This is a genomic window from Pleomorphochaeta caudata (genome assembly GCF_055395745.1).
This window is the reverse complement of the sequence record NZ_AP042458.1, coordinates 1,661,714-1,688,599: the sequence shown is the minus strand read 5'-3', so window position 1 is coordinate 1,688,599 and position 26,886 is coordinate 1,661,714. Positions and strand designations below refer to the sequence as shown.

The window sequence follows — 26,886 nt, the reverse complement described above, 5'->3', positions numbered from 1 at the left end:
GGGTCTATTTATTAAATCAAAATTCCTTTTAATAGGCTAAAATCAGTATCTAAGTTTATAAATAAGCCTATTTCTGATAAAGAGTATTTTCTGTTTATTGAAGTATTACCATCAAGCTTTTCTTTTGTTTGGCAATCATACCACTTACCTTCTGGTAAATAAATCTCTCTAGTTTTTTGTGATTCTTGTAAAATTGGAGCAACTAATAAACTTCTACCTAAATAATATTGATCATCAATCTCACAAGCTTTTTTATCTTGATTATGTTCAAAAAACATAGGTTTCATCATTGGAACTAGATTCTCTTTAGAATATTTTGCTTCAGAAGTTAAATATGGTAAAAGTTTTTCTCTGATCAAACAACAATTTCTAGTTATATCAATAATTGAATCATCATTATATAAATCAGCAATATTCCATGGGCTTCGATCATTAATTGCATCTTCACTTTTCATAAATTCTGCAAATTGTCCACCAATTGGTTCTGAATGCCATTGCATAATTGGAGTAAAAGTGCCAACCAAAAAAGCTCTCAAATATAATTCTTTAGTAGGCATAGCCCCAGCAAAACCTGCAATATCAAAACCCCAATAAAATATTCCAGAAACAGAAGCATTTAAACCTGCAATTATTTGATGCTTTAATTCTGACCACTGTGACATTTGGTCTCCACCCCAATAAACTGGAGTTTGCCATGAATTAATATATCCGGCTCTTGAAAAAAGGACTCTATCCTCTCCTAAGTTCTTATAATAAGCTTTTGTATAAGAAAGAGGATATTTATTTTTCATTTCTCGGCCAGTTGAACCATCAAAAAAATATGCTTCATCATCATAAATAAATTCACCGCCATCTGTTTTAAAACCTTTTACACCCATATCCAAAAGATATTTTCTCTTACTAAACCACCAATCAACAGTTTTAGGATTTGTAAAATCGGGGACCATACTACCTTCAAACCATCTTCCTTTTGGGATTGTATAAGGACTTCCATCAGCTTTTTTAACAACTAAATTATTTTCAATTGCATATTCACAATCTTTTTGATGAGTTTCATTAACACGTCCTTCTTCCAATTTTTTAAAAACTGGAATTTGCCAAAGAACTAAATTCAAACCTAAGCTATTTAATTCTTCAATCATTTTTTTTGGATTTGGCCATAAAGATTTATCATTAAATTTATAAAAAGTTGCCTCATCACTCCAAGCTTCAATTACTAGAGCAGTATGAAAAAAACCTAATTCTTTATTTTTTCTAGCCATTTCTAATACTAATTCTTGAGAATTCCATCTATTTGCACTCATCCAAGGACCAAAACACCATTTTGGAGGAAGAACAACCTCTTCATTTAGAGATAAAAATGATTGTACTTGCTTTTTAGGATTACCTATAAAAATATGTATATCTACATCTTTTGTATTTATAAATATTTCTACTAAAGTTTCATCACTTTTAATTGTTGATTTTATTTCAAACACATAATCAGTATCTATAAAAACACCAAAATTATTGGAAAGGAAAAATGGTATTGGTAAATAAGTTTGATTACCTTGATTAGTAAATTTTTCATATACATGATTTTCTCTTACTAATCCTTTTTGATTTAAATAATCAAATCTCTCACCAAAACCCCAAAGGCCATCAGCTTTATCAATGCTAATTTGCAATTTATCTTCAAAAATTGCTACGGCTTTAAAAATATTAAGCTTCTCTAATTTATCTTTTTCAATTATTTTCTTATCTAAATATAACATTATCCTTTTATTCCTCCCATTTGTAAGCCTGTTGAGAAATATTTTTGTGCTATAGCATACAAAAGTACTAGAGGTAGCATTGAAATCAGAGATCCAGCCATTAATAAATTATACTCAGTAGAGAACTGCCCATTAAGAGAATTTAAAATTATCTGTAATGTATAATTTTCTTTAGTAGTTAATAAAACTAATGGTAATAGATAATCATTCCAAGCACCCATACCAACAATAATTGCTAAAGTTATTAGAGTTGTTTTACACATTGGTAAAATGATTTGGAAAAAGGTAACAGGTAATGATGCACCATCAATTGCAGCAGCATCCAAATATGCATCACTAATTCCCATCATTTGTTGTTTCAGCATGAAAACAGCAAAAGCTTGGAATATACAAGGTACAATTACAGCAAATAATGTATTTGTAAGATGTATTTCATTCATAATTAAATATAAAGGAATAAATATAACTTGAGATGGGATCATCATAGAGGATAAGAATAAAACAAATAATAAATCACTACCCTTAAATCTAATTTTTGAAAAAGCAAAAGCTGCCATTGAAGAAGAAACTAAGCTAATTAAAATAGAACCAGCAGTAACAATTAATGAATTAATCATTGCTCTTAGAATTCCTTCATTTGTAAATAATCTACTAAAGGATTTAAAAGTAGGATTTTTTGGAATCCACTCAATTGGGATAGCTAATAAAGCACCTGAATCTTTTAAAGAAGTTGTTAACATCCAGAAAAAAGGTAATAAAGCCCAAAATGAAAAGATTATTGCTATTACATGATATGAAATAAATTTAACTTTTCTAGACATCATAATTTACCCACCTTTTCTCTGCTTTTCTTTGAATAAATGTAAAAGTAAATATAATCATAAATAGAATCCAAGAGAAAGCTGCAGCATACCCCATTTTCCCATATCTAAATGCATACTTATAAATACGTTCAACCATAACCATAGTTGCCCCATTAGGACCGGCATCTCCATTTTTAGTCATTACCATTACTTGAGGGAATAATTGGAAAGCATTAATTAAAGAGAGCATTATTACATAAAAAGTTATTGGAGAAACCATAGGTAAAGTTATTTTTCTAAATCTTTGAAAACCACTTGCTCCATCAATATTTGCAGCTTCATAATAGGATGGATTTATTGATCTAAGACCACCTAAAAATATCATCGCATAAAACCCTAAATCTTTCCAAATAGAAGCTATAGCAATTGATGGCATAGCCATAATTTCACTTTGAAGCCACAAAGATCCTTTTAACCCAAACACCATTAAAATATTATTTATAGGTCCATAAGTAGGACTTAATAACCATTTCCAAATTAAAGAGCCAGCAACCCAACTAGTTAATACGGGAATATAAAAAATAACTCTATATGCACCATTCCCTTTTAAACTTGAATTAATAATTAAGGCTTCGCTTAAAGATAAAATTACCATCAATGGTAGATATAAAATAATGAAATAAAAGTTATGTGATATTACTTCCCAAACCTCATTATCACTTAAAATTGATTTAAAATTATCAATTCCAATAAAATTATTTTTTATAAATGTAAAGAATCCACTTGTAAGACTTACTCGAGACATCCCTGTCCAATTTGTTAAACTAATTAATAGAGATATCAAAATAGGTAAAAACGAAAACAAAAATAGGCCTATTAAACTTGGTAATAGAAACGGTAATGCTTTCTTCCACCCTGTCCTTCCGTTTGATAACATTATTGACTCCTAAAAATGCCGTTTCCAAATCAAGAAAACGGCATTGTATTTCATTATAGAGAAATCTTTTCCTCTAACTCTTTCTGACAAGCATCCAATGCTGATTTTGCATCCATTTTCCCATAAACTATTTCTGATAGATAATCTCCAATAATAGCTGTCATCTCAGCTTGTTGTTGAACAACTGGAGGAGTTACTAAGTAATTTAAGCTATCAAATACTGCTTGTTTATTTTCTGGTGGTGTTGCATTTAAATATGCTTGTAGTACATCAGGATATTCTACAGGAGGTAATTCCCAAGCTGCTTCAACTCTAATTTTTGCTGCTTCTTTTGATCCTGCTAAGAATGATGCTAATTTAGCTGCTGCACTCTTTTGTTTTGAAGTTGCACTAACTACGTATGCATTTGAGAAGAAGTGTGTTGCTTTTTGTGTATTACCAGGTTCAATTGCTACATCCCAAGGGAAAGAACAATTAGCAGTAAAATCACTAAATGCCCAAATACCTGTAACTATCATTCCTAAACGACCACTTTTAAATAAATCCCAGTCACCCATTCCACCCATTTGAGCATCTGTAGGCATGATATTACTTGATGTTTGCCAATCAGCCATTCTTTGTGCAACTTTAATATTTACAGGAGTGTTTACAGTAAACTTAGAATAATCAGCACTCATTAAACTACTACCATTTTGAGCTGCTGCTTTATAGAATTCATGGAAAGTTAAAGGTCTATATAAACCATAGATATCATTACCTAAAGCTCTGATTTTTGCACCAGCTTTTTCCATATCATCCCAAGTCCAATCAGAAGTTGGATAAGCAACTCCAGCTTCATCAAATAAAGCTTTATTATAGAATAATAGAACGTTTGAGAATGAATTTGGAATACCATATTGCTTTCCATCATAAACAAAAGCATCTAAAGCTGTTTTATTAAAACCTGAAGTATCTCCAAGTTCACCATCTAATTGAGCAAGTGTATCTTGTGATGCATATGATACGAAATTTTCAAAGTTTATTTCGAATACATCAGCAGCATTTCCACCTACTACTTTACTTTGCAATTGTGTAAAGTAATCATTATATCCAATTGTTTGTAATTCAACTTTGATAGTTGGATTTTGTTTTTCAAATTCTGCAATCATTGCATCTAAAGCTGGGCCTGATGCATTACTATTTGTTGCTGAATATTGTTCCATTTTTAGTGTTATAGTACCATTATCTTCACTTGCGCCTTGTGCAAAAATTGCGCCTGTAAATAGTGAAGCGATTAAACATGTTGTCATGATTTTAAAAATACGATTTTTTCTCATTACTTCCTCTTTGTTTTTTATGTTTTTTCCATATACAAATAAAAGCGAATTTACTATACTTAAACTAGTAAAGTAATCTTATTACTACTTAATCCCAGATAAACCTTTCAAAACAAATCTGGGATTTTTTAATTATAAAAATTAAAACACCTCCTTCAATTCTGCAACTGATTCTCTTTCAATCAATTCAATATCTAAGACGATATTTTCATTTTCGTCATTATTGCCATTTAGTATCAGATCAACTGCTTTTTCGCCCTTTTTAAATACATCTTGCTTAATTGTTGTTAATAGAGGATCACAATCTCTAGCAATCCAAGTATCATCAAAACCTATTACAGATATATCATCTGGGATTCTTAAATTAGCTTTCTTTAATCCATTTATTAATCCAAAGGCAATGATATCAGCTGTAGAAAATATAGCTGTTGGTCTATCATCTTTCTTTGCAATTTCTAAACCTAATTCTTTTCCATATTCTTGAGAAACAGTACCTGAGTATATGTAATCTTTATTTACAGAGATTCCTGCTTCTTCTAAGGCATCCTTATAACCTAAATATCTTTCATAAGTAACACCATTATCAGTTATAACACCTGAGGCAAAAGCTATTTTTTTATGACCTTTGTTTATCAAATATTGAGTAGCAATTTTTGCGCTTTCTCTATCTCTGATAGATATAGTTTTAAAAGGTAAATTATTACAATAACTATCTATTAAAACTACAGGTATAGCAGTACTAGTTAGATTCTCGTAATAATTATCTGGGTGTATACCAACAATAATTATCCCATCTAAGCTTCGCTTTTTAGCAATTTCTAAATAACTTTGATCAACGTCTGTTCCACTAATTAAAACATGATAACCTCTTTCTCTAGCAACAAATTCTATACTTGAGAGCAATTCACTATAAAAAGGATTGTTAAACATAAATTGTTTGCCAGGTTCAGTTTGAGGAATTACAACTCCAATTAAATATGACTTATTTTCTACTAAAGCTTTAGCTGCTAAATTTGGTACATATCCTAATTTTTTTACTGCATCTTCTACCCTTTTAATTGTAGCTTCAGCAATTGTTTGATCTTTTCTTTTATTAATAACATAAGAGACTGTAGCAACTGAAACATTAGCTTCTTTTGCAATATCTTTCATGTTAATTCTTCTTTTTACCATATCCATTTGCTCTCCAACTTAAACGCTTAAGTAATTTTAACAATCAATATCTAACCTTGTCAAGAAAAATGTTTTCTCAAATTAAATGCTATCTATTTGCTCTAACAAAGAGAAAGATAAATAACCCGCACATGTAGCAAAAGCTTCCCCTGTAGTACAATAGCCAGTATTTTCATCTATACTTTCACAAGCAATACCATTATCCATTTTTGCTCTTTTTAATTTTTCTAAAGAATCCTTATCATTAAAAACTCTAACATTATTTGCTAAACTTAAAACCCAAGGATGAGGTGCATGAGGACATCCTATTGCACCAAAAGGTGATTTACTAAACGAAAATTCATAATTTTCATCAAAAATAACCTTTATAGTATTTTTGTAAATCTCATCATCTTTAGTAATAAAATCAAAAACTGGTAATAAAACTAAGCTTCCAGGTGGTTCATCATAAATATCAAAATTTCCATTAGAATCAACTGACCAAATAAACTGTTTTTTACCATTAATAGTTCTTATACAATTATTATAAATTGAATCATAAATAGACTCAGCTTCATTAAAAAACAAATCACTTTTTTGTTTAAAATCCCAAGATTCTAATATTTTAAAAGTTTTCCATACTAAAACATTATTATATGTTAAATATGGATAAACTCTCATATCATCTGTTGGTTGTAAAAAGGTTTCATAGAGCCCTAATTTTTCAGATTTTTTTGTTAAAAGAATTTTCAAAATTTTATCAATTAATCTAACTACATTATAATCGCTTAAAATCTCTTTATCACCCGTTTTTCTGATATAATAATCCAAAGCAATAACAAAAGAACAAAGTTCATCTAATTCAAAACCTGGCTCTAATACCGTCCCATCAATAAATCTACTGTGAATACCAATATTTTTACTTTGGATTGTTGATATATATTCAACAATCTCTCTTGCAACGTTTTTATCAGCATGAACAATTGCAGGGAAAGCCCATAATAAACTATCTCTATCCCAATAAGCTGCTGAGACATAATACTTTGGAGATCTACTTGTAACAATGACCCTTTCTTCAGTATCAATAGTAAGTCCTGTTGAATAGAATAGAGTATAAATCAAATTTCTATTTAACAAATTATTAAAAGCTTCATCATTTGTTCTCTTAACAATTTTATTAAGGTACTCAACCATTTCATCTAATAAAAATTTGAAACCTAAACGATTCATCTCTATTGCAGCAGTAATTGAAGATACTTCTTCATAACCTACTCCCCAATAACAAGTTATTGAATCATTTGACTTTTTATCAATTAATATCTTAGAGGAAGAAGAATAAGTTAGTGGCAAAACTTTTGTATAGTCCCAATTAATTGTTTTATCAACAACTGGAGCTAAAGATATAACAGGAAACCCATTACTAATTGAAAAAACGGGGCCTTTATTATTCCAATTGCTAGAATAAGCTTCATAGCAACCATTAAAATACTTTTCTTCATTCACACAATGATATACTGATTTTAATGTCCCATAAAAATTAATTTCATATTCAAAATTTAAACTAGTCTTATTAAAAATATCTATATGATAAGCAAACCCTTTTTGCTTTAATGCTGTTAATATAATAATCTCTATTTTCTCAAATTCAGTTTCTACAGTTGCCTTAGGAATCCAATAATTTATCAAATCCCATTTAATATTTTCAAAATTAATTTTTTCATTATTTCTTTTTATTTCTACATTAAATAAAGAGTCTTCCTCTCCCCTAAAATCTAATAGTCCTTTAGATTGCATATGTATAATTGTAAAATTACTAATTGATGCATTAACTACATTAATATTATCTAAGGATATAAATTCATTTCCTGTAGAATATGAAACAATATTAGACATTCAAAACCTCACTACTTAAACGCTTAAGTAAATAATAAACGATTTCTATATTTTGTCAAGTTTATATTTTCAATTTATTTAAATCACCATAAATTTTAAAAATTTCCCTTGACAACTCACAACTCCTAAAGTAACATAAAATACGCAAGCGCTTGCATGATATTAGATTAAATTTTTCTTCATTTATTTATTCTATAAGAGTTTACAAACACAATCGGTTGCATTTGGAGGTATAATGGCTGTAACATTAAATGACGTAGCAAAAAAAGCAGGAGTTTCCGCATCTACTGTATCAAGAGTTATATCAGGTAAAGAAAAAATTAGTGATAAGACAAAAGAAAAGATTTTTTCAATTATGAAAGAACTAGATTATCATCCCAATAGTCAGGCAAGAAATTTAGCAACTGGGAGTAGTCAAACAATAGGACTTGTTATAAATGCAAATGAAAAAGATTTTTATTCTAATATCTTTTTTAGTAGCAGTGTATTTGGAATTGAAAAAATAGCACAAGATAATTCGTACAATTTAATTATCACTAATAATCAAAAAAAGCGAAATGACAAAGCTTCAATTGATACTCTACTTTTTGAAAAAAAAGTTGATGGAATCATTCTACCTCCATTACTATTAACAAAAACCTTAATTACAAAACTTAAAAACAATAAAATACCTTTTGTAGTTCTAGGAGAACCCAATTATTTTAAAGATAAAATTTCTTGGGTAGATATAAATAATACTAAAGGCTCAAATTTAGCTACTTCTCATCTATATAACAAAGGCTATAAACAAATTGCTTTTTTAGGTGGCAGTGAAAATGAGATTTTTACTAAAAATAGAATTATTGGCTATAAAAATTCATTAAATAATCAAGAACCATTAATTTTTAATACAGAAAATTCTGAAGAAAGCATCACTCAAGCCGCAACTGAAATATTAAAAAACAAGAAAGTTGATTCTGTTATTTGCAATGATAATATTACTGCTTTAATACTTTCAAAAGCTGCTAAAGAACAAAATATTCAGATACCTAAAGATTTAGGAATAATTACTTTTGATGATTACCCACTAAGTAAATATATATCCCCAGCCCTAACCTCAATAGTAACAGATACATATACTCAAGGAGAAATGGCAGCTAACATGCTTTTTTCATTAATTCAAGGTAAAACAGCAATAACTCATTCTCTAATTGATGTATCACTAATTGAAAGAGAATCTTCAATGAGGAATTTATAATGGAATTATCAGCAATCTTTCATCGTACTTCTAGAGAATTTGTAATCCCCACTTCAGTCAATAAAATTAATCTAAAATTATTATGTAAAAGAAATGATTTAGATAAAATTTCTATTTGTTTTTGGAAAAGAAATTTTAAAGAAAACTATATAATAAAAGAACTTGAACTTTATTGCAGTGATTTTTATAGAGATGATTATAGAATTACATTAGAACTTGAAGAAAGAGGACATTATTTACAATACTTTTTTATTCTTCAAAAAGGGGATAAAAAACAATATTTCTTTAGTGAAGGATTTTCAACAAATCCTCCAAATAAAGGCTGGTTTGAATATCCATATACGAATACTAATGAAATTTTATCTCCTCCTATATGGGCAAAAGGTGCAATATATTATCAAATCTTTCCAGATCGTTTTGCAAAAGACAAAAACCAGAAAGATACTATTTATGCAAATTGGAATGATTCCCCTACTAGAAAAAATTATTTTGGAGGATCACTTAAAGGAATTGAAGAAAATCTAAACTATCTCTCTGATTTAGGAATTGAAGTAATTTATTTAAATCCTATATTTAAAGCGAATTTTAACCATAAATATGCAACTACTGATTATTATAAAATTGATCCAACCTTTGGTAATGAAAATGATTTAAAAGATTTAGTTATATCATGCCATAAAAAAAATATAAAAGTAATTCTTGATGGAGTCTTTAACCATGTCGGTGTTGATTTTATGCAATTTAAAGAATTCAGGTTAAATAACAAAAATGCAGATTGGTTTTTCCCATTAGATAAAATTAATCCAATTTCAAAAGTAAATTATGAATGCGTTGGAGATTATCCTCCTATGCCAAAATTAAAAACCAGTACTAAAGAAGTTAGAGAATATATATTAGATATCATGCTTTACTGGGTAAAAAATTGTAATATTGATGGTTGGCGTTTTGATGTAGCAGATGAGCTAGACATCACAACAATGCAATATCTTAGATTAATGTTCAAAGAACAATATCCAAATTGTTTGTTATTAGGTGAAGTTTGGGGAGATGGAATAAAAAATGTAATTGCAGCAGATCAACTAGATTGTATTATGAATTATCAATTTAGAAGTGCTACATTAGATTTATTTGCAAAACAATCTATTAATTGTATTTCATTCCAAGATAGGATTAATCATGTACTAAGTTGTTATCATAATGAAATTAATTTATGCAATTTCAATTTATTATCATCACATGATGTACCTAGATTATTAACAGAATGTAATAAGAATTTACTAAATTTCCATTTAGCGATTTGCTTTCAAATGACATTCATTGGCTCCCCTTCAATTTATTATGGTGATGAAAATAATATGGAAGGAGAAAATGATCCATATTGTAGAGCAACAATGAATTTTAACAATAAGAACGAAACATACATATTAATGAAAAAATTGATAAAACTCAAAAAAGAATACTCGTCATTAAAAAGTGGAAATTTTAAATTTATCAAAGATTTCAGTGAAGAAAACACATTTGCTTTTAAAAGATTTGACGAAACAAATTCAACAATTGTCATATTTAATTTAAGCAATAAATTATTAGAGAATAATAGATTTGACACTCAATTATTTAGTTATCCAAAATCTAAAGACAGCAAAATAATTAGTCCAAAATCTATGAATATATTTTTAATTAAGGAGGAATGTAATGAAAATTAAAAAAATTATATCATTACTATTAGTATTATCTTTAACTACAACCTTTGTTTTTGCTCAAGGTGGAAAAGAAAATTCTAGTGAATCACAAAAAGTTGAAATCAATTTTTGGCACCACTACAGTGCAGAATCAGCTGAGAATACTGTTTTAAATGACATTTTGATACCAGAATTTGAAAAAGAAAATCCTGGAATCACTGTTAATGCAGTTTCCCACGAATGGGCAGAACTACATGACAAAGTATTAATTTCAGCAAGTTCAAAACAATTACCAGATGTCGCTCGCTGTGATATTGCTTGGCTCCCTGAATTCCAAGAAATGAATATTCTTGTACCTCTCGATCAAGAAATGACTGATTTTAATTCTGTCGCATCATCATTATTAGACAGTGCTATGAGTACCGCAAAAATTAAAAACCACTACTACGGCTTAGCACTGAACACAAACTCCAAAATTTTGTTCATTAATAAAAAAATGCTAGATGACGCCGGAGTAGCAGTACCTACTACTATGCAAGAATGGGAAAAATCGGTCAAGACTATTGCTGGAAAAAATTCTAATGGACAAACAATTTGGGGCTGGAATGAACCTGGTTTAAGTGCATGGAATATTTGTCCATTCATTTGGAGTTTTGGTGGGGCATTAACAAATGATGAACAAACCAAAGCTAGTGGATATATTAATAGTCCTGAAACAATACAAGCTGTTGAAACATTCGCATCCTTGTACAAAGAAGGAGCTCTTACAGGCTTTAATGCAGGAGATATCCCAATGACTGATGGATTTGGATCTTACCGTTATGCAATGATGCTTGAAGGCCCTTGGAAAATTGCTGAATTAGATGCAAATTATCCTAATTTAGAATATGAAACAGCTCCAATTCCTGCAGGAAAAGGTGGCTCAGTTTCAGTTTTAGGTGGTGAAGATATTGCTATGTTCAACACAGCTAATAAGGACGCTGCTTGGAAATTTATGAAGTTCATGACAAGTGAATTTGCAGAAACACAAATGTCACAATGTGGACAAATCCCAGTAAATAAAGCTGCGCTAGAAAGCGATACTGTTAAAAATGCATCTTTTGCTCCTTTCTTAGAAGCAATTAAGAGTGCAAAAGCTAGACCAACAGTTGCTGCTGCTTCAAAAATTGATAATGAATTAATGATGGCTATGAATGAAGTTTTATCAGGAGAAAAAACTGCAAAACAAGCTTTTGATGATTTAGCAATTAAAGTTGATGCTCTATTAACTGAATAATAATTGAGTCTCTAGCTTATAAAACTTATGAGCTAGAGACAGATTTATAGGAATAAAAATGAAATTAAATACAACAAGAAATAAGGCGCAAGTTCTAACTTTAATGATTCCTGGGCTTATTATATTCTCACTATTTACAATTTTTCCAATTCTAAGATTATTTTTAATGAGTTTTCATCAATGGGATCTTTCTTCAATGATCAACCAAAAATTTTCAGGACTAACAAACTACAAAGTTGTTTTTAGTGATAAAACTTTTTGGATTTCATTTTGGAATACGATATTATATGCATTTATTACTGTTCCAGGACAAATGCTCATTGGATTAATAATTGCAATTTTAATTGAAAGTATTAAAAAATTTTCTGTTACTTTTCGAGTTTTAAACTATTTACCAGTAATCACATCTTGGGTTATAGCCTCATTAGTTTTCCGTTATGTTTTTAACACTGAAGGTTTATTAAATTATACACTGACTAATATTCTTCATATAACTAGTGAAAATGTAAAATGGCTTGATAGTCGATTTGGAGGCCTATTTATTGCTATGCTTTTAGGAATTTGGAAAGGTGTTGGTTGGAATATGGTTGTATTTCTTGCAGCTTTACAACAAATTCCAAAGTCTCTTTATGAAGCTGCTGAAATTGATGGATGTAAAACCTTAAGAAGGTTTTTCTCAATAACATTACCTAGTATAAAAAGTTCAATTCTATTTGCTTGGGTTATGCTAACTATTGGAGCATTTAATGTTTATACTTCAATTAAATTAATGACCAATGGTGGACCAGCACATAAAACTGAAACTTTATTAACTTGGATGTATTATAAAGCCTTTAGTACAGGTGAATTTGGTTATAGTGCTGCATTATCTTTTATCATGGCCTTTACATTAGCAATTTTTGCAATTTTCCAATTCAAAGTAATTAATAAGGATGGTTCAAATGATTAGTTCAAAAAAAAGTAACTCAATTAAATACATTTTTCTATTAATTTTTTCTATAATTGCATTAATTCCAATGTTATATATGATTAGCACTTCTTTAAAACCTAACGGAGCTCTATATAATTTTCCACCCAAATTTTTTCCAACTTTAGATGAAATTACTTTAGGTAATTATAAGTACATTTTAAATCAATCAAAATTCTTTAGAAATTTCTTAAACAGTATTTTTGTTGCATCTGTTGCCGTTATTATAGCAGCTATTGCTTCAACTGGATTAGCTTTTACTATTGGAAGATTCAAGAATAAATTTACCAAAACAGTTTTTGCTTTATTAGTTGTTACTATGGTAATTCCTGGAACAACTCTTATTGTTCCTCAATTCGAATTAGCAGTTAACTTTAATGTAATAAATTCTCTTGGAGGATTAATCCCTTTTTATACAGCTTGGGTAATTCCTTTTTCAACTTTTATGATCAAAGGATTTATGGAAAATATTCCAAATGACATAATTGATGCATCAGAAATTGACGGCGCTAATATTTTTCAGATATTTAAAAATATAGCAGTTCCATTAGCAAGTCCTGCAATAGCTAGTGTATCAATTTTCAATTTTCTATCCTCTTGGGAAGAATTTCCATGGGCAAATACTGTAATAAATGAAACTAAATTGAGAACATTACCAATTGCAATTACAGGCTTTTTCGGACAACATCAGTTCACTCAATGGGGTTATGTCTTTGCTTTATCTCTTTTAGCATTATTACCTGTTTTAATAATCTTTATTACTTGTCAGAAATTCTTCATTTCAGGGATTACTACAGGAAGTATTAAAGGATAATAAATATTATAGATACAAAAAGTATAAACTAAATTTTAGTTTATACTTTTTGCTTTACTATAAAACTATATAACTTTATTTTGACAAAGGACAAAACCTTTTCAAATTCAATAAATATGCAGGACCTGAGCAAGAGGTACCAAAGAAAACTACTTCTTTATCTATATCTAGGTAAAGATCCATACTTCCATTTGCAAATACAGAACCTGTACATAAAATCAAATCTGCCCAATTTACACATTCTTGATAATTTTTTATTCCATCTTCAATTAATATTGATTCTTTATACTTACCAATATTATCTGGATTTAAATCAAGAACTCTTATATTACCCCGCTTTTTAATTTGACTTAAAATTCCGGGTTGCAACCCAACTAATAAAACTTTTTGATTAGCATAATTTTCATTTAAAAATTCAAGATATTTTTTAGCACACTCACCAGGCTCATTATCTTTACAATGAATTGAAGATTGAGATAAGTTTAAATATTTTAATACAGCATTTATTGTTGCAATAAAAATACCTCTATTTGTTAAATCAGAATTTAAATCTAAATTTAAAACATCCTCAATAGTTCCTGAAAAAGATAAAGGCGATGGAGTAAAAGCTTGCCCTATACTCCCCTTATATTTTGCTTGGAGCATTATCTCTTTTCCAACTAATATCGGATAATCTTTTCTCTCAGTATTACCAATAGCCTCTTGTGCACTAAGTCCCCGGCTTTCTATTTCAACTAAATCAGTGTTTAAATTATTTTCATCAATAATTTTTATAAATTTATTTCTTATTTCTTCATAGATCTCATTTTGTCTATTTGTCATATTATTTCTTCCTTTTTGTTACATTGCAAAAATTTGTTAACTTCATAGTCTTCAGTAGGTATAAATAATGTCGAAGGTGTTTTTGTTGCTTTTAATTTTCCTTTTACCATTATATGAATTGTATTTGCCAATTTTATTGCTTCATTAAAATCATGAGTTACTAATATTATTATTCCCTCATACTGCTCTTTGAATTTTTTTAATGTATTAATCAATAAATCTTTTGTATTTGGATCCATTGCAGAAAACGGTTCATCTAATAATAAAACCCTTGGATTAACAATTAATGCTCTACAAAGTGCTGTTCTTTGCTTTTCCCCTCCACTAATTACACTAGGATTCTTATCTAAAATATTAATTATATTAAATTTACTTGCAATTTCTTCAACTCTATTTTCTATTATTTTCTTATTAATATTTTTTACTTTTAATCCGTAACCGATATTCTCTCTAACACTCATATGATTAAATAAACAATAATCCTGATAAACAAAACCTATATGGCGCATATTTGATGCTATTGAATTAACATCTTTATCATTAAGATAAACACAACCAGAATCCCCCTTATAAATTCCAGCTATAGATTCTAATAACATTGTTTTTCCGGACCCTGTTTCTCCTAATATTGCAACGGTTTGTCCATCACAAATATTAAAATTTATATTTGATAAACAAAAATTCCCTTTTGTTAATGTAAAATTATCAACTTTAATCATATCTTGACTCCAACTTTGTCTTTTTTTGTAAATAAGTGGTAATCATAAGTGTTATTAAACACAAAAAAAGCATAACTAATGCCGCAGCTAGGGCTATATCTGTATCTCCAGTTGCAATATTTAAATATATAGCACCTGGAAGAGTTTCTGTCTTCATAGCTGTAATACCAACAAGCATTAATGTAGCTCCAAATTCTCCAATAGCTCTTTGCCAACAAAGAGCAAAAGCAATAATTATAGCAACTCTAATTTGTGGCAATGTAATTGTAAAAAAGGATTGAGTCTTATTCGCTCCCAATAAAGAAGCTGTAAATTCCAATCTTCCATCTAGCTTTGTAAATTCACTTCTAATTAATTTTATTGCATAAGGTAAATTAACAGTTAATTGTGCAATAACAATTCCAATTGGCGAAAATACAACAGGAATCCCCATATTCCTTAGTGTTTTTCCAAAAGGAGATGAAAATATTAAAAGTAGAGATAAACCAATTACTAAAAATGGAAGAGATAAGGGTAATTCAATAATTGTGGCAATAATTGGAGACTTTATAAAATTTACTCTCTCCAAATAAAATGAGACAAAAATTGCTATAATAATTGCAAGTGCTGTACTGATAGTAGAGGTTACTAAGCTCAACATAATTGAAAATCTAATTTCTTCTGACAGAAATATATTTGAAAAAGAACTAAAGCCTCCAACTACTATCAAAACAACAATTGCTAAAAAGAATGAAAACACTAAAATTGTAACAATTAAAGCTAATATTTCAAACTTCTCAATATGTGAATTATAATCTTTCATATCCTTCACTTTCCCAAATTTTAATTGCCTCTTCACTCTTTAAAAAATCAATTAATTGAGATTTTGCACTTTCATTTTCACTTGCTTTTAATCCAGCAGCACATATGATTCTTGTATATTTGTCTGTTAAATCGGTATCTAAGATTAATGCAGCATCTCCAGCATTATTTTTCCAATTTAACATTGCATCACATTCCCCTCTTTCTAATGCTGTATAAATTGTAGCAGCAGTAGTTTGTCTTGCAATAACATTAATTTTATCTGTTAAACCACAATCAGCTAAAATCTTATCCCCGATTTTTCCAGCGGCAGTTGAACTATTTCCTAAAACAACTGTAACATCTGATCTTTGTAAATCTTGGATAGAATTAATTCCTTTTGGATTTCCTTTTTGAACAGCAAAAACAACTTTATGTTGAGCTAAATCATCTACTGAATCAACTGAATCTTGAATAGAATTTAAATCTTGATGTGATGCACAAATAAACACATCTCCAATTCCTGAAGTATTAATTTGACTTACAATTTGACCAAAATTAGCTAATGTCAAATCTACATCATAATCACTTTGAGCTTCAAAAGCAGCAACAAGTCTTTTAACAGGTTTACTCATACCAGCACCTGCATATACATGTAAAGTATAATCCTCAGCACTCTCTTTTGTTCCTTCACCAAAAACAGGCAAAGCTACTACACAAAATAATAACAACAATGATGCAACTATTTTTTTCATTTTTTTCTTCCTCTATATAATTTAATTTTTATTTTTTTCTAATTCTTTCTGTCTTGCACATTCTTCAGCAAGACCACAAAGAATATCTATACCATGTTTTAATGGATCAATTACTGAATTTAACTGCTCTTCTACAGCAACAGGAGAACCTGATAAATTAACAATTAATGTATTCTTTCTTATTCCTGAAACACCTCTTGAAAGCATTGCTCTATTTGTATATTTCATAGTTTGATACCTTATAGCTTCACTAATACCTGGAGCAGCTCTTTCTATTACACTTTTAGTTGCCTCTGGGGTTGTATCTCTTGGAGAAAATCCTGTTCCACCAGTTGTTAAAATTAAATCGGCTTTTCTAGTATCACAAATTTCTGTTAATAATTTTTCTAAAGGAGAAATTTCATCAGCTAAAATAGTTTTTGAAACAACATCATAACCTTTTTCATTTACAATTTTTTCAATTACTTGAGAACTTGTATCTACTCTTTGTCCAATACTTGCTTTATCACTTAAAGTAATGATAGCTACTCTATGACCTTCAAAAATTCTAATTTCATCCCCAGTTTTAATAATTCCACCTTTTAAAACTCGAGCAAAAATTCCATTTTTTGGCATAATGCATTGTCCCATTCTCAGTGCAATTTCACAGCCCGTATGACATTCTTTTCCTATTTGAGTAACCCTCAAAACAGCTGAATCTCCAACTTCAATAATTGTTCCCACAGGTAAAGTTTTTAAATCAAAATTATCAACAACAATATTTTCTCCAAAAGCACCAAATTCTACATTTGCACCTTTTTTATTAAATTCATCAATTTCGTGTTTTGATAACAAACTAACTTGCCTGTGCCAAGTCCCACCATGGGCATCATTTTTTACCCCCCACCCTTCAATTAACTCACAACTATTGAAATTAGTTTTAACTGTACCTTTTTTTTCACTCATGCATACGGCACTAACTTTTGCTTTTATCATTATTAACCACCAATTGAAGCCATCGACAACTCCATAGCTTTATCATTTAGGTTGTGATGCTCATTTTTATCTTTTATTATTTTTTTTAATAAGGCTGAAATTTCAGCATCATTAAACTTCATTATTTTTCTCAAGTCCAAACTTGGTTCTTGATAAAGGCATAATTTTACTTCCCCGGTACTTAATAGTCTTAAGCGATTACAGCTTGAACAAAAATTATGGGATAGCGCATCTATAAACCCTAAATCAACACCATCAATGTTTAAATATCTTGCAGGACCGTTTCCTTTGATAAAACTAGGCCCTGCTTTTTTATATTTTTTCTCTAAATAGGGAATTACTAAATCAGAGGATACCCCTTCTATATTTTTTGCAATTCCAATAGGCATTAGTTCTATAAATCGAAGAGGAACACCTTTTTCTTTTGCTAATTGATATAGTTGATCCACTTGTTGAATCCAATATTTTTTTAATAAAACTGCATTTAGTTTTACTTCTAGACCTAAATCAATAGCTTTTATTATTGAAGCAATTACTACATCAACCCTCTTATGATTAGTAATGGTTTTAAACAATTCTTCATTAGTAGCATCTATGCTAACATTTACAGAAGTTAATCCAGCATTAACTAAATCAACAAGATTTTCCTCTAATAAATAACCATTAGTTGTAATACTAATACTCTTAATAGAATTAATTTTTTTTGTTTCTTTTATAATTTGAACAATATCTTTTCTAACTAAAGGCTCTCCTCCTGAAAATCTAATTTTTTCTATACCTAGATTTGCAAAAATATTTATAAATCTAATTAAGTCTTCTCTATCTAAGGGCTTATGGATGGGATCAGGTTTACAGTAAATGCAATTAAAATTACAATTTTCAGTTAAAGAAACTCTAAGATAATCAATTGTTCTATTAAAATTATCTATCATTTGTCCTCTCATAAGTCCCGCTTTTACCACCATCTTTTTTCAATAACTCAATATTAGAAATAACCATTGATCTATCAACTGCTTTTAACATGTCATATATTGTTAACAAAGCAATGGAACAACCAGTTAAAGCTTCCATTTCAACACCTGTTTGACCAACACATGAAGTTTCTACAACACAATTTATTTTGTTATTTTCATCTTCAAATAAGAACTCTACATTTGCTTTTGTTATATTTATTGGATGACATAAAGGAATTAAATTTGAAGTTTGTTTGGTCGCCATTATTGCAGCAATTCTTGCTGTTGATAAAACATCCCCTTTCTTTGCTGAATGGGTTTTTATCATCAAATATGCTTCTTTAGACATAGTAATAAAACCACTAGCTAGAGCTATTCTTTTAGTTTTATCCTTTTGTGAGACATCAACCATAATTGCTTGACCGTTTTTATCAATATGAGTCAAATTCATTAAATAGCCCCCTTTCCAAAACTACAATTAGGGAAATGGCAAGCTTCACAATTTAAGCACAATCCACCATTTCCTAAATTTTGAATATCCTGAGCACTTAATTTTATGTTTGCTAAAACTCTTGGTAAAACTAAATCAAAAACAGTTCTTCTTGCATACATAACACATCCAGGTAAACCTAAAACGGGGATATCATCTAAATAAGAAATATTTAACATAGCACCAGGGAGAACAGGAGAACCATAAACACTTCTTTTTGCTCCAGATTCACTAATTGCCTTAGGTGTTTTATCGTCTGGATCAACACTCATTCCACCTGTGCAAATTATTAACTGTGATTTTCTATCTCTAGCTTGATGAATTTGTTTTACAATAACATCAGTATCGTCTCCGCTATAACTTACTGAATCTATTACTACACCAAATTCTTCAAGTTTATTTATAACAACTTGAGAAAAAGTATCTTTAATAATCCCTTTTTTGATTTCATTGCCTGTTACAATTATACTTGCTGATTTTATTGAATAAGGATGTATTGATAAAATTGGATTAGTTTCATCTGCAATTTTTCCAACTTGATCCATTTTTTCTTTTTCTATGATTAATGGAATAATTCTCATTCCAGCTAATTTCATATCCTTTTTAACTGGATAATGATTTGAGATAGTTGCTATAATAATATTATTTAAACTATTAATAGCATTTAATCTTTTTAAATCTATTTCTAAGACTCCATCGATTGTTGTTTTTAATTCAATCTTTCCCTCTTTAATTTCTGAGGAAAGCATATAATTATTCTTTGTAGCTTTTTCTAATATTAATGCAGCTTCATTTTCATGTAGGGTATTTTCATCATTTTCCCAAATGTATAAATGCTCTTTACCCATTGATAGTAAAACTGGAATATCTTCTTCTTTTACAATATGACCCTTTCTAAAACGTGCATCTTTAGTTACACCACGAATAATTTGTGTTAAATCTTGGCATAACACATGACCTACAGCATTTTTAGTTTCTATTAATTTCATAAATTTGTTCCACCTGTATAAAACCGAGTTGTTTTCGAAAACAATACGATTGGTTAATACGACTAGTCATTTATTATTAAAATACATAATGACACTTTTAGTTAAGCAAGTTATTTTTAATTTGTCAATAAAAAGTTCACATAATTTGTTTAACAAAGATTTTATTATCTAGAAAAAATAGAATTAAAAATAATGAAATTCACAAATCCTCTAATTATTTTTTAATTAAAAACTAAATTTTATAAAAAGAAAATTAATGAATTTCATATAATCTATTGCAATTAACGAATATTTATAGTTGTAAAAAAATATTAAATTTTGTAAATAAAATCAACAAAAAAATTTATTATTTAACTTTTTTTGCCCAAATATATTGATGAGATTTTATCGTACATCCCCAACCTGGAGTGAAGCGTTTATTACTAAATAAATCAAAATAATCACCAATTAAGCAATCAGTATAAAATCTTTCATCAGTATCACTTAAAGAAAAAACACATAATAATTCTTCATTATTCTTAACTCGTCTAATAATTAAAACTTTATTATTATGAGAATCCCAAGTAGTAACTACAGCATCCTTATCAAAACAAATATTTGAAGATTTTAATTTCAAAAAATATTTAAGATTATCAAATATTCTACCTTGATAACTACTCTTATCAAATCTTAATTCAGCTTTATCCCAATTGAATTTTGAACGATGGACATTACGCTGATCTTCAACTCTTAGTGGATCTTTTTTATAAGAATAATCATTTAATTGCCCTATTTCATCTCCACTTGAAAGGAGAGGAAATCCTTCAAGAGAATACATCATAGCATGCATTAATAAATCTCTTTGTATTGCTTTATCCAAATCTGAAGAATTATTTAATTCTAAAGCTTTCTCTATTCCACAAAAACTTGCAGTAGTTCCACAACTTCTAGCATCTTGAGATATCGGATCATAATTATATAATTCACCTTTACTATAAGAACCGGGGAAGTTTCCACTAAAAAAATTATATACAAACTTTTTATGTTCAATTGGATCTTGGCCCATATTATATTGTTCTTGAGGATCTAGTGCCCATCCAATATCATCATGACAACGAATATAATTCACAAAGTGACAATGAGATGGAAGTGATAAAATACTATTTAATTGATGATTTAATAGTCTTATATCTTGAGAAGCTAAACTATCCCATAAATTAGCCATTAAAGCTGCATTATATAATAAATGACATTCAGGCTTCTCTGGGGTACCAAAATATGCAGCTAATTCATTTGGAGCCATAACTACTTCACCTTTTAAAACAATTGAAGGACAAACAATTTCCATAACTATTCTAATAAGGCGTACTATTTTATGTACTTGATCAAGATTCCTACATTTAGTTCCAAGTTTTTTCCAAATATATGGAACTGCATCTAATCTAAATATTTCATTACCTAAATTTGCTAAAACAAGCATGCTATCTATAATTTCAAAAAGCACCTTATAATTTGCATAGTTTAAATCCCATTGGAAAGGATAAAAAGATGTTAATACCCATTCATCTAATTCTTTAACATAAGTAAAATTACCTGGAGCGGTTGATGGAAAAACCTCTGGAACAATTGAATCATAATAATCTGGGATTTTTCTATCTTTATAGAAAGTATATTTCTGTTTTGCCTCTAGATCTCCCTCTTTAGCTTTAATTGCCCAAGGATGAGTAGAAGAAGTATGATTCATAACAAAATCTAAACATAAACTAATGCCGGCTTTTCTAAGTTCACTTGCTAAATGAGCTAAATCTTCATTAGTTCCAAATTTTGAATCAACATCTTTTAAGCTATCTACAGCATAGCCTCCATCATTCATGTCTTTTGGCATTTTTAAGATTGGCATCAAATGTAAATATGTTATTCCTAGTTCTTTTAAATATGGAATTTTTTTTATTATTCCTTTTAAAGATCCAGCAAATAAATCTGTATACATTGTAATTCCAAGCATATTACTATCAATATACCATGTTGGATTTTCCAATCTATATTCATCAAGCTCTTTTAAAGAAGGACTTCTTTGATCAAATCTTTTTTTTAAAAGGATTTCTAATTCAGAAAACAAACTAGCTTTGCCATACAAAGCTAGCAAAATACTTTCTATTTCTTTCTTGTTTTTATTCAATCTATCTGTATATTCCATCTAATTTTCCCTCTATTAGAATAGTTTCTATAACTCTATATTATAAATAATTATTTTTCTATATAACAAAATACATATACAATTTTAAGTTATATATGCATATACTAATTATATACCAATAATTACTTATATTTAAATAAATTAAATAAATTAGTCAACTTATTGTTTATTAAAAGACCCTATTTCAATTAAATTGCCTTCAGGGTCTGCTATATAACAAGTTCTTTGCCCCCAAGGTTCAGTGGTAGGAGGCATTACGCTTTTAGCACCTTTTTTTAAAACTTCATTATAGGTTTTATCAACTTGAGAGTAATCCTCTACTTCTAAGGCTATTTCAAAATGACCATTAAATTTATTAGTATATTCAAAGCTATTATTAGTCATTTTTTCAAAATCTCTTCTTCCATATAATAAAAATAGTACACCATCTTTTACTAAGTAGACATTATCTGTATCAGTTTCTTCTTTAATTTCAAAACCTAAAGCATCACGATAAAAAGCAATCATCTTACCCATATCAATGACAAAAAGACCAAATCCCTGTAATTTCATTTTTTCTCCTCTATAATTGAGTAAAATTATAAGGTGTTTTTGATATATAATGTTTTAAATCATTTACGACATCATTATATCCTTTTTCACTATCAGCTTCACAATATAGTGTTATATGAGGTTCAGTATTACTTTTTCTAAGTAACCAGAACCCACTTTTATAATCTACTCTCATACCATCAATATCGACAAAAGGACGATTATCTGTTTTTAACTCAGAAGCAATTAGTGCTAAAAATTGAGTTCTTTCTTTTTCACTCATTTGTAATCTAATTTCACCTGAATTTATAATTGGAGGTAATTCATCAATCATTTGGGCTAAACTTTTATTTGTTGAAAATAAATAATTCAATAATTTTATTGCTCCAAACATACCATCATCAAAATAATTGTTTTCAGCATAAAAAATATGTCCACTAGTTTCACCAGCAAATTTTATATCATCACTTTTCATCTTTGATTTTTGATTAGTATGCCCTACTTTCCACATTATTGGAATTCCACCAAACTCTTTAATTGAATTATATAAAGCTTTACTTGCTTTAACTTCACTCATTACTTTTTCATTTTTATTGTGTAATAAAAAGTCTTTGGCTAATAAAATTAATAATTGATTTCCTTCAACATATCGGCCTTTATTATCTACAAAACCAACCCTATCTCCGTCTCCATCGAAAGAAATACCAACATCTGCTTTTTCTTCTAAAACTTTCTCTTTAACTAATTCTAGATTTTCTTCTTTACTTGGATCTGGTTTATGATTCGGGAAATTACCATCTGGTTCACAAAACATAAAAGTATTTATTGAAGGAAGTTTTTCAACAAAATCTTTAATTACAAAAGAAGTAGCTCCATTAGCACAATCCCAAACAATCTTCTTATCTTTTAAGCTTGAAACATTCATTTTACTTAATAAATATTCTATATATTCCCTTTTAAGATCAACTAATTCTTTTTCACTTCCCTCGTTTTCTAAATAATCATCATTTTCGATAATTTGATTTAATTCAACAATATCACCTTGATGAAATATTCTATCTTTCATAACAAATTTACAGCCATTATAATAATATGGATTATGGGAAGCAGTTATCATAATTGCACTATCAGCATTTAAATAATTCATTGAAAAATAAATATATGGAGTACTAATATAATCTGAAAAATAAAATACTTTTATTCCAGAATCTAGTAAACCTTTAATCAATTCTTCAAATAAAGCTTTTGAAGAAAGTCTACAATCATAACCTATTAAACAAGTTTTTTTATTTTCTCTGATTAATATCTTTGCAAAAGCTTTTGCTATATTATAGAAATCTTTATTAAAAAGCTCTTTATCATAAACGCCTCTTATATCGCAGGCTTTAAATATATCTTTATTTATTTTACTCATCATTAACCTTCTTTATTTTTATTGTAAATGTCGAACCTACACCCTCTTCACTTTCAACATTTATCTCTCCTCCTATTGCTTCAATAAATAATTTAACAATAGAAAGGCCTAAGCCACTTCCGGCTATTTCACTATTTCTAGATTTTTCAACTCTATAAAATCTCTCAAAAATTCTACCTAATGAATTCTCATCAATCCCTATACCTTTATCTCTTATAGAGAAAATATATAAATCATTTTCAATCTTTTCTTGAATTGTTATTATCGTATTATCATATGAATATTTAATTGCATTCTCTATTAAATTGTTAATTATCTGTCTGAAATAAACTAAATTAGTCTTTAAATAACAAGTTTCATTATTTTCCAATTCTATATGAATTTTAAAATTTTTCTTTAAATCCTTAGCTATAAATACAGATACTTGTTCTTTTACTATTTCAAAAGGATTAAATAACTCAAAATTATTATTATTATCATTTTGTTCAATTTTCGATATTTGCAATAATTCATTTGTCAAATTAGTCATTTTATTTACTTCAGAGATTATTGAATCAACACAGATTTTCTTATCCTCTTCACTAATATTCTTATTAGTTAAAGCTTGAGCAAATCCACTAATAATTGTTAATGGAGTTCTAATCTCATGAGAAACATTTGATACAAATTCATCCTTTATATCAGAGACTTCTCTCAATTTTGTTACATCTCTTATGATAAATAAGACACCAATAAATTCAAAAGGACTATATTTATCATTTAATGGTATTGCTTCAACTTCTAGAATCTGTTTCCTAATTTTAATATCTTCAACTTTTATTTTTCTCTCTTGGCTAACATAATCCCAAATTTCATAAATATCTTTTAAGTTTTTAATTTCTTTTGAATGAATTATTTGTCTTTTATCAATCTTTAATAATTTATTTACCATATCATTCATTAAAGAAATTTCTTTATCACTATCGATAATTAAAATTCCTGAAGGGACATTAGCTAATAAAGAGTTAATTCTTGAAAATCTATAACTATCATTTTCTAAAATTGCATCATATTTTTTTCTAAATCTTTTGATTGTATTTAATAATTTACCTACTTCACTGCTACTATTATCACTTATAAGGCTAAACTCATTCTCTTCATAAAACTCATTATATATATGCTTGTTTTTCACAAATTCATTTAAATCAGAAATATATGAATTTATATAAATTAAAGTAATTAAATATGTATCAATCATTACAATTAAAACAATCAAAATAATTAAAGTAAATATTAGTCTTTTAAACTCTTCATATGAAATAAATAGATACTCAATACTTAAGACTATTTTTTCACCATTAAAATTTCCCCTTTTTGAATAGATTACAGATAAAGCTCTACCAACGTCTTTTTTTATAAAAGAGTAAGCAACTCCCTCAGATTTAGCAAAAGTAATGTTATTTGAAAAATATTGGGTTCTAAGAGTAGATGCAGTACTAGAGAGTACTTGATAATTATTATTTACTATAATAATTTCTAAATCTCTATTATTATTAAAATATTCTACAGCTTCTTGAATGGAGTCTTTCTCTTCAATTAAACCAATTATATTATTAGTATCTGAATTACCTCGATCCAAAATTTGATTTATGACCGTGCGAAAAGAAATATAATATAATGATATTAATAGAGCAAAAGCTACAACTGACAAAAATATAATTATGGTTATTTTAGTCTTGTTGGATTTCAAGGGTATACCCAATTCCTCTTAGAGTAATTATTTTACAATTTGAACCATTCGATTCTAACTTTTTCCTTAAATTCCTTATATGAACATCAAGAACTCTCTTGTTTTGAAATAAATCATTACCATAAATCAAATTTGTAAGAAAATCTTTATTTAAGGCTTTATCTGTTTTCAATAATTCAGAAAGAATTTTAAATTCAGTAATTGTTAAATCTAATTCATTAGATGCACATAAAACTCTAAAATTATTTAAATCAATGCTTATATTTCCTTTTTTTAAATTGCTTTGTTGATTTCTAATTGTTTCAACCTGACGAATAGCAGCATCAATTCTTGATCTTAACTCTTGGATATCAAAGGGTTTTATTAAATAATCATCAGCACCATTATTCAAACCTAAAACTTTATCTTCAATTTGAGTTTTTGCACTAACCATGATTATTGGAATTACTCTAGTTTCTGGATTTGATTTAATTCTATTACAAACTTCAATTCCATCCATATCAGGCATCATAATATCTAATAAAATGACATCAACCTTTTCATAGTTTAATATATCTAAGGCTTCATAACCATCATATGCAGCAATTACATTATAGCCCAAGCTCTTAAGATTCATACTTAACATCTGAACTATGGCTTTTTCATCATCTACGACTAGTACTTTTTTCATCAATTACCCCAATTAATTTATTAAGAATAGTTTACCCCGTATAATAATACAGGGC

24 protein-coding genes are annotated in these 26,886 nt (G+C 28.4%); 5 read left to right on the top strand and 19 right to left on the bottom strand.

Annotation, left to right across the window (positions count from 1 at the left end):
• Positions 1-11: 11 nt before the first annotated feature.
• From ACZ5RS_RS07815 to ACZ5RS_RS07790, 6 genes are all read right to left on the bottom strand, one after another.
• Positions 12-1,754 (bottom strand): glycoside hydrolase family 31 protein, encoded by a 1,743-nt coding sequence (locus ACZ5RS_RS07815; protein WP_464634167.1) that lies wholly within the window; start codon positions 1,752-1,754, stop codon positions 12-14.
• The gene (locus ACZ5RS_RS07810; RefSeq protein WP_464634165.1) at positions 1,754-2,578 is read right to left on the bottom strand and encodes a carbohydrate ABC transporter permease; all 825 of its coding nucleotides are present in this window, start codon (positions 2,576-2,578) and stop codon (positions 1,754-1,756) included. The genes ACZ5RS_RS07815 and ACZ5RS_RS07810 overlap by 1 nt, the downstream gene beginning before the upstream one ends.
• Positions 2,568-3,494: a carbohydrate ABC transporter permease gene (locus tag ACZ5RS_RS07805; RefSeq protein WP_464634163.1), complete on the bottom strand. Its 927-nt coding sequence runs from the start codon at positions 3,492-3,494 to the stop codon at positions 2,568-2,570. The genes ACZ5RS_RS07810 and ACZ5RS_RS07805 overlap by 11 nt, the downstream gene beginning before the upstream one ends.
• 53 nt (positions 3,495-3,547) lie before the next feature.
• A complete protein-coding gene (locus ACZ5RS_RS07800) occupies positions 3,548-4,810 on the bottom strand; it encodes an ABC transporter substrate-binding protein (protein WP_464634161.1) in 1,263 nt (420 codons plus the stop codon).
• Between the two features lie 141 nt (positions 4,811-4,951).
• The gene (locus tag ACZ5RS_RS07795; RefSeq protein ID WP_464634159.1) at positions 4,952-5,989 is read right to left on the bottom strand and encodes a LacI family DNA-binding transcriptional regulator; all 1,038 of its coding nucleotides are present in this window, start codon (positions 5,987-5,989) and stop codon (positions 4,952-4,954) included.
• A gap of 75 nt (positions 5,990-6,064) precedes the next feature.
• Positions 6,065-7,855, bottom strand: coding sequence for a glycoside hydrolase family 125 protein (locus ACZ5RS_RS07790; RefSeq protein WP_464634158.1), 1,791 nt, complete (start codon positions 7,853-7,855; stop codon positions 6,065-6,067).
• Between the two features lie 235 nt (positions 7,856-8,090).
• On the opposite strand from ACZ5RS_RS07790, the gene ACZ5RS_RS07785 reads away from it, so the two are divergent.
• From ACZ5RS_RS07785 to ACZ5RS_RS07765, 5 genes are read left to right on the top strand one after another with little or no spacing between them, the layout of a single operon-like run.
• Positions 8,091-9,092 carry a LacI family DNA-binding transcriptional regulator gene (locus ACZ5RS_RS07785; RefSeq protein WP_464634156.1) on the top strand — a complete coding sequence of 334 codons (1,002 nt, stop codon included), beginning with the start codon at positions 8,091-8,093 and terminating at the stop codon, positions 9,090-9,092.
• Positions 9,092-10,795 (top strand): glycoside hydrolase family 13 protein, encoded by a 1,704-nt coding sequence (locus ACZ5RS_RS07780; RefSeq protein ID WP_464634154.1) that lies wholly within the window; start codon positions 9,092-9,094, stop codon positions 10,793-10,795. The genes ACZ5RS_RS07785 and ACZ5RS_RS07780 overlap by 1 nt, the downstream gene beginning before the upstream one ends.
• Positions 10,785-12,047, top strand: coding sequence for an extracellular solute-binding protein (locus ACZ5RS_RS07775; RefSeq protein ID WP_464634152.1), 1,263 nt, complete (start codon positions 10,785-10,787; stop codon positions 12,045-12,047). Before ACZ5RS_RS07780 ends, ACZ5RS_RS07775 begins: the two co-directional genes overlap by 11 nt.
• A 58-nt stretch (positions 12,048-12,105) precedes the next feature.
• A complete protein-coding gene (locus ACZ5RS_RS07770; protein WP_464634150.1) occupies positions 12,106-12,996 on the top strand; it encodes a carbohydrate ABC transporter permease in 891 nt (296 codons plus the stop codon).
• Positions 12,989-13,828: a carbohydrate ABC transporter permease gene (locus ACZ5RS_RS07765; RefSeq protein WP_464634148.1), complete on the top strand. Its 840-nt coding sequence runs from the start codon at positions 12,989-12,991 to the stop codon at positions 13,826-13,828. Before ACZ5RS_RS07770 ends, ACZ5RS_RS07765 begins: the two co-directional genes overlap by 8 nt.
• A gap of 75 nt (positions 13,829-13,903) precedes the next feature.
• Here the strand turns inward: ACZ5RS_RS07765 and ACZ5RS_RS07760 are convergent, their stop codons facing one another.
• The 13 genes from ACZ5RS_RS07760 to ACZ5RS_RS07700 all read right to left on the bottom strand — a co-directional run bounded on the left by ACZ5RS_RS07760 (position 13,904) and on the right by ACZ5RS_RS07700 (position 26,831).
• Positions 13,904-14,650: a Rossmann-like domain-containing protein gene (locus tag ACZ5RS_RS07760; protein ID WP_464634146.1), complete on the bottom strand. Its 747-nt coding sequence runs from the start codon at positions 14,648-14,650 to the stop codon at positions 13,904-13,906.
• Positions 14,647-15,369, bottom strand: a complete 723-nt coding sequence (locus ACZ5RS_RS07755; protein WP_464634144.1) for an ATP-binding cassette domain-containing protein — start codon at positions 15,367-15,369, stop codon at positions 14,647-14,649. Before ACZ5RS_RS07755 ends, ACZ5RS_RS07760 begins: the two co-directional genes overlap by 4 nt.
• Positions 15,362-16,171, bottom strand: a complete 810-nt coding sequence (locus ACZ5RS_RS07750) for an ABC transporter permease (protein WP_464634142.1) — start codon at positions 16,169-16,171, stop codon at positions 15,362-15,364. The genes ACZ5RS_RS07755 and ACZ5RS_RS07750 overlap by 8 nt, the downstream gene beginning before the upstream one ends.
• The gene (locus tag ACZ5RS_RS07745; RefSeq protein WP_464634140.1) at positions 16,158-16,904 is read right to left on the bottom strand and encodes a substrate-binding domain-containing protein; all 747 of its coding nucleotides are present in this window, start codon (positions 16,902-16,904) and stop codon (positions 16,158-16,160) included. Before ACZ5RS_RS07745 ends, ACZ5RS_RS07750 begins: the two co-directional genes overlap by 14 nt.
• Before the next feature lie 21 nt (positions 16,905-16,925).
• Positions 16,926-17,879, bottom strand: a complete 954-nt coding sequence (locus tag ACZ5RS_RS07740; RefSeq protein ID WP_464634138.1) for a molybdenum cofactor synthesis domain-containing protein — start codon at positions 17,877-17,879, stop codon at positions 16,926-16,928.
• A 2-nt stretch (positions 17,880-17,881) separates the two neighbouring features.
• Positions 17,882-18,811, bottom strand: coding sequence for a GTP 3',8-cyclase MoaA (gene moaA, locus ACZ5RS_RS07735; protein WP_464634136.1), 930 nt, complete (start codon positions 18,809-18,811; stop codon positions 17,882-17,884).
• Positions 18,801-19,283 (bottom strand): cyclic pyranopterin monophosphate synthase MoaC, encoded by a 483-nt coding sequence (gene moaC / locus ACZ5RS_RS07730; protein WP_464634134.1) that lies wholly within the window; start codon positions 19,281-19,283, stop codon positions 18,801-18,803. The genes moaA and moaC overlap by 11 nt, the downstream gene beginning before the upstream one ends.
• Positions 19,283-20,311, bottom strand: a complete 1,029-nt coding sequence (locus ACZ5RS_RS07725) for a molybdopterin-binding protein (protein ID WP_464634132.1) — start codon at positions 20,309-20,311, stop codon at positions 19,283-19,285. Before ACZ5RS_RS07725 ends, moaC begins: the two co-directional genes overlap by 1 nt.
• A gap of 346 nt (positions 20,312-20,657) precedes the next feature.
• Positions 20,658-22,487 (bottom strand): amylosucrase, encoded by a 1,830-nt coding sequence (locus ACZ5RS_RS07720; RefSeq protein ID WP_464634130.1) that lies wholly within the window; start codon positions 22,485-22,487, stop codon positions 20,658-20,660.
• Between the two features lie 159 nt (positions 22,488-22,646).
• Entirely contained in the window at positions 22,647-23,039 is a 393-nt protein-coding gene (locus tag ACZ5RS_RS07715; RefSeq protein WP_464634128.1) for a VOC family protein, read from the bottom strand.
• A 10-nt stretch (positions 23,040-23,049) separates the two neighbouring features.
• On the bottom strand, positions 23,050-24,432 hold the full coding sequence (locus ACZ5RS_RS07710) for a phosphomannomutase/phosphoglucomutase (protein WP_464634126.1): 1,383 nt from the start codon (positions 24,430-24,432) through the stop codon (positions 23,050-23,052).
• Positions 24,425-26,050: a sensor histidine kinase gene (locus ACZ5RS_RS07705; protein WP_464634124.1), complete on the bottom strand. Its 1,626-nt coding sequence runs from the start codon at positions 26,048-26,050 to the stop codon at positions 24,425-24,427. The genes ACZ5RS_RS07710 and ACZ5RS_RS07705 overlap by 8 nt, the downstream gene beginning before the upstream one ends.
• A 91-nt stretch (positions 26,051-26,141) precedes the next feature.
• Positions 26,142-26,831 carry a response regulator transcription factor gene (locus tag ACZ5RS_RS07700; RefSeq protein ID WP_464634122.1) on the bottom strand — a complete coding sequence of 230 codons (690 nt, stop codon included), beginning with the start codon at positions 26,829-26,831 and terminating at the stop codon, positions 26,142-26,144.
• Positions 26,832-26,886: the final 55 nt, after the last annotated feature.